General features: G+C 74.7%; 3 protein-coding genes. All 3 read right to left on the reverse strand.

Translation table 11 applies throughout. The annotated features are described in order from the left end of the window. Positions 1-511: 511 nt before the first annotated feature. Positions 512-931, reverse strand: a complete 420-nt coding sequence (locus WDV85_RS16990; protein ID WP_339571750.1) for a ParB family protein — start codon at positions 929-931, stop codon at positions 512-514. Further along, entirely contained in the window at positions 928-1737 is an 810-nt protein-coding gene (locus tag WDV85_RS16995) for a ParA family protein (RefSeq protein ID WP_339571751.1), read from the reverse strand. The genes WDV85_RS16990 and WDV85_RS16995 overlap by 4 nt, the downstream gene beginning before the upstream one ends. A 197-nt stretch (positions 1738-1934) precedes the next feature. Beyond that, positions 1935-2516: a hypothetical protein gene (locus WDV85_RS17000; protein ID WP_339571752.1), complete on the reverse strand. Its 582-nt coding sequence runs from the start codon at positions 2514-2516 to the stop codon at positions 1935-1937. Positions 2517-2663: the final 147 nt, after the last annotated feature.

Below are 2663 nucleotides of genomic sequence, written 5' to 3' on the forward strand. Positions count from 1 at the left end.
CGGTGTGGCCTCCTCCGGTCGACTGAGCGACGCAGACGCCCCACCCAGACGTGGCCCCGCACCCACCACCACCCACCCACGGCGGGCGTCGACCCCCAGCTCGAGTACCCCGCTCCCCCTGCTCTGCGCGGCAGTGACCACCTACGACAGGCGAGGCGAGCAGGCAGGAGGCGAAGCCGACTTCCTGCGAGAGACACGACAGGCGGCAGCCGCGCCAGCGTGGATCGTCATGGAACTACTAGGTTGATCGCTGAGACGGTCGCGCTTCGGCAGCGCAGAAGCAGTCCGCGCCGCAGGTCGCTGGGCGGACGTCGAAGAACGTGCCAGTCAGCTCGTCGAAGACGGTGACCCAAGGCCCGTCGTCGTCGCCTCGGGGGAGTCGACGGAAGGCGTCTTCGTCTTCCTGGTTCAGGCGGAGTTGCACCTCATGCGGGTCGACCCCCTCCTCCGCGTAGGCGAACAGGGTGGCTTCGCCGGGACTATGCGACTGAGTCACTTTTCCTCCGAAAGATTACTCGAGGGGGCGGCCGGTGGGGATTTCGCCGGCGTGCATTCCGGCCCATGCCTTGCCGCCGTTGTATTCCTTTTCCAGGCGCTCGACCTCGGCCATGACGGCGTTGGCGATGAAGTCGGAGAATGAGCGGGTGCCGGTGTTGGCGCGGGTCCAGTTGTAGGCGGCGCGGGCGCGGGCGGTGTCGTCGGCGTCCTGGACGTAGCCGACCTTGCGCTTGCCGGCGCTCTCGCGGACGACGTCGGCGGCGGAGCGGTTGGACTCCCTGGCTGCGGGTGCGTCCTGTGGGGCGCCGATGACGGGGTCCTGGGGGGCGGCCTTGGCGAGCTTGCCCGGGGGTGTGGGCGCGGGCGTCTGGTCGACGCGCCCGAGGTCGTCGGCGGTGGGGCGGACTCCGCGGCGGCGGGCGGGGGTGGTCATGCGGTCGCTCCTGCGGTTCCGGTGGTGGTGGTGATTTGGTCTGCGATGGCGGTGAGGGCGTCGAGGACGTCGCGGCCGCGGGGTCCGTAGGCGGACAGGGGTGCGGCGGCGCTGGTGGCGACGGCGATGACTTCGCGCTCGGGCAGGTAGGGCTCGAGGAGGCGGGTGCCGTAGTCCTCGCGGAGCTGGTCGACCCATTCGACGCGGTCGCGGCGGTCGGTGCGGTGGCGGTTGACGACGACGCCGGCCAGGCGCAGGGCGGGGTTGTAGTGCTGGCGGACGGTGCCGACGGTGCGGGTCATCTGGGTCAGGCCGTCGACGCTGGGGGCGCGGGGCTCGGTGACCAGGAGGGCGGCGTCGGCGGCGGTGAGGGCGTTGATGGTGAGCTGGCCGAGGTTGGGCGGGCAGTCGATGAGGACGACGTCGTAGGCGTCGAGGGCGCCGTCCATCGCGGTCCGCAGGCGGGCCTCGCGGCCGGGGTCTTGGTCCTGTTCGCGGTTGGACAGGGCGAGCTCGGCGGCGACGACGTCGACGCCGGTCCACCCCTCCCCCGCCGGCACGATCGCTTCTGCGATGACGCCGGGGGCGACGGTGCGGGTGGTGGGGTCGACGGCGAGGACGTCGTTGAGGGTGAACTGCGGGGCCTGGTCGATGCCGAGGTTGGCGGTGGCGTTGGCCTGGGGGTCGGCGTCGATGACGAGTACGCGGCGGCCTTGGCGGGCGAGGGCGTCTGCGAGGCCGACGGTGATGGAGGTCTTGCCGACGCCGCCCTTCTGGTTGGCCAGGGCGAGGACGTGTGTGGTCACGTTTGCTCCAAGGGTCCGAAGGTTAGGAACGGTAGCGTTTGGGTGGTTGGACGACAAGCGACACGCGGGGGGCGGGCGTGCGGGCGCAGCCCCCGCGCCGGGGCGGGGGGGCTGTCCCGCCGTAGGCGGGTCCGGTGGGTCGGGCGCCGGCGCCCGGCAGCTCGGCCGGGCGCCGGGTGTGGGCGCGGGCGGTCGGGTCAGGGGAGGAAGCGGGCGACGGGCTCGCGTCCGGTGGACTCGCGGAAGCGGCGGGCCCAGACCGCCCCGCCGGGGCCGGTGGTGCCGGCGGGGCGGTCGGTGCTCTCGACGATGTGGGCGACGGTCTCGACGATGGTTGCGGGGTCGGTCCAGGTGGCGGGGGAGCCGAGGACGGTGGCGATGGCGTCCAGCGCGCGCTGGTCGCTGCGGCCGGTGGTGATCGGCGGGCCGGGCGTGCTCGTGGGCGCGGTGGTCGTGGTGGCCTGGTCGCGCTGCCATTGATCGGCGGCGGGCAGGCGGGCGGCGACCTCGGCGGCGGCGGTCTCGGCGGTGGGGCGCTCGGCCCGGAAGTGGAGGCCGTCGGGGGCGGCGGGGGCGGCGAGGCGGCCGGTGATGACCCAGACGGGGACCTCGTCGTCGTCGGGCTCGACGTAGACCTCGAGCGGGCCGACCTGGTGGAAGCCGTCTCCGATGACGGCGGGGACGAAGCGGTCCGCGAGGCCGTGGGCGGCGAGGGCGGCGCGCATCGTGGGGGAGTCGTCGGCGCCGTCGGCCTCGGTGGGGCGGGTGGCGGTGGTCATGGCTGTCTCCTCGTGGCGGTGGTCGGTGGGCCCGGGGGCCCAGGGGGCTGGGGGGGGGGGGGGGGGGGGGGGGGGGGGGGGGGGGGGGGGGGGGGGGGGGGGGGGGGGGGGGGGGGGGGGGGGGGGGGGGGGGGGGGGGGGGGGGGG

The organism is Pseudokineococcus sp. 5B2Z-1 (assembly GCF_037482305.1).
In the GTDB taxonomy this organism is placed as follows: Bacteria; Actinomycetota; Actinomycetes; order Actinomycetales; family Quadrisphaeraceae; genus Pseudokineococcus.